Origin of the sequence: Sphingomonas sp. NPDC019816 (assembly GCF_050274375.1) — a bacterium.
In the GTDB taxonomy this organism is placed as follows: Bacteria; Pseudomonadota; Alphaproteobacteria; order Sphingomonadales; family Sphingomonadaceae; genus Sphingomonas.
The window spans coordinates 1-1,804 of record NZ_JBNNOB010000255.1 but is presented as its reverse complement, the minus strand read 5'-3'; the positions used below and the strand labels follow the sequence as shown (position 1 = coordinate 1,804).

3 protein-coding genes are annotated in these 1,804 nt (G+C 66.0%); 1 reads left to right on the top strand and 2 read right to left on the bottom strand.

What is annotated here, in order from left to right; genetic code table 11:
- Positions 1-68: 68 nt before the first annotated feature.
- The gene (locus ACQKJZ_RS19190) at positions 69-683 is read right to left on the bottom strand and encodes a class I SAM-dependent methyltransferase (protein WP_409790522.1); all 615 of its coding nucleotides are present in this window, start codon (positions 681-683) and stop codon (positions 69-71) included.
- 146 nt (positions 684-829) lie between these two features.
- Here ACQKJZ_RS19190 and ACQKJZ_RS19185 point away from each other — a divergent pair, with 146 nt between their 5' ends.
- Positions 830-1,147: an antibiotic biosynthesis monooxygenase family protein gene (locus tag ACQKJZ_RS19185; RefSeq protein WP_427733287.1), complete on the top strand. Its 318-nt coding sequence runs from the start codon at positions 830-832 to the stop codon at positions 1,145-1,147.
- Between the two features lie 146 nt (positions 1,148-1,293).
- On the opposite strand, the gene ACQKJZ_RS19180 is transcribed toward ACQKJZ_RS19185, so the two are convergent.
- On the bottom strand, positions 1,294-1,804 hold a 511-nt coding region (locus tag ACQKJZ_RS19180; RefSeq protein ID WP_427733285.1), incomplete at its 5' end, for an AAA family ATPase.

Sequence of the window (1,804 nt, the reverse complement as noted above, 5' to 3'; positions counted from 1 at the left end):
GCGAAGCAATCCAGGGCGTCCTGATCCGGCCCTGGATTGCTTCGCTACGCTCGCAATGACGAAAAAGGTCAGTCCTTCCAAGCCCAGTAGAGCTGGGCGGGGGGTACGTTCCACCATTCCATGTCATGGTCGATGTTCGACCAGTGCGGAACCAGGAAGTCCTTCACCTTGGGGCTGAACTGATAGACCAGGAAGGCGCCGCCGGGGCGCAGCACGTCATGCGTCGCCTGCGCGATCGCGGGGCCGACGCCGGGCGGCAGGGTCGAGAAGGGCAGGCCCGACAGGACATAGTCGGCATGGTCGAACCCATGGTCGCGCACGATCTTCTGCACGTCAGCCGCTGATCCGTTTACCGCCGCGAAGCGGGAATCGACGATGGTGTGGCTGAGATAATCGCAGAAATCGGCATTGGTATCGATCGCGATCAGCTTGGCGTCGGGTGCCATCCGCTCCAGGATCGGGCGGCAGAAGGTGCCGACGCCGGGGCCATATTCGACGAACAGCTTGGTATTGGCCCAGTCGACCGGACCCAGCATCTTGCGGATCAGCTTGCCCGAGGACGGGATGATCGAGCCCACCATCACCGGATGCTTCAGGAACTGCTGAAAGAACATCTGGCCGGGCGACGGATAACCCGTGGCGTCGGTGCGGGACTTGCGCGCGGCGGTGGTCGAGCTGGGCATCGAGTTCCTGTCGTTCGTGATCCCCGCGAGGAGGACGCGCGAGGGAAACCCCCTCGTCGCACAGGTGCCGAACGACTTTCAAGCTATTGGGTTGCGCATCGAGGGTGCAACCCGTCGCAAAGCGGGCGCGGGCGGGAGCGGGAAAAATGGACCGAACGGGGCAGATTGCGGTGATTTTCGTGTCGCAACGGACGCTTAACGACGCGCAAGGCTATGCGCAGGCGGCCAAGGCGATGGATGCGCTCGCCGCGCAGCAACCGGGTTATCGCGGCGTCGACAGCGTGCGCGGGGCGGATGGCTTCGGCATTACCGTCAGCTGGTGGGCGGACGAGGCCAGCGCCTTGGCGTGGCGGGCGCATCCTGAACATGCAGCGATCCGGGAGCGGGGACGCGCGGAGTGGTATTCGCGGTATGAGGTTGCGGTGGCCGAGGTGGGGCGGAGTTATGGATGGACGCGGGATTAGTTGCTTACGCTGACGCTTTCCGCAAGCACGCCCCTCCCGCAGGCGGGAGGGGATGGGGGAGGGTTTGGAGTCTCACCGAGACCATCGCCCGTGGCAGAGCCCCCACCCCAAACCCCTCCCCCCTGCCGGGAGGAGGGGCTTAAGAATCACGGCTGCTTGTCGCCCCTCGGCGTCAGCATGCCCGGCGCGATGAAGCCGATCGGCTGGATCGCCGCCGCGTCCTGTTTCAGCTTGGCCGCGATCTGTTCGTAATCGCGCTCCATCTCCGGGGTGACGCTCGCGCGCGCCTCTGTCAGGGCTTCGTCGAATGCCGCCATGTCGACCTGTTGCACGGTCAGCGACTTGCGTAGCGCGATCAGGCCCGCGCGGCGCACCACATCGCCCAGATCCGCGCCGGTGAAGCGGTCGGTCCGCGCCGCCACATCGTCCAGGTCCACGTCCGCCGCCAGCGGCATCTTGGCGGTCTGGATACCCAGAATCCGCCGCCGCCCCGCCTCGTCGGGCACGCCGACATAGATCAGCTCGTCGAACCGCCCCGGCCGCAGCAGCGCGGGATCGACCAGATTAGGCCGGTTGGTCGCCCCGATCACCACCACCGACTGGAGCTCCTCCAGCCCGTCCATCTCGGCCAGGATCGTGTTGACGACCCGCTCGGTC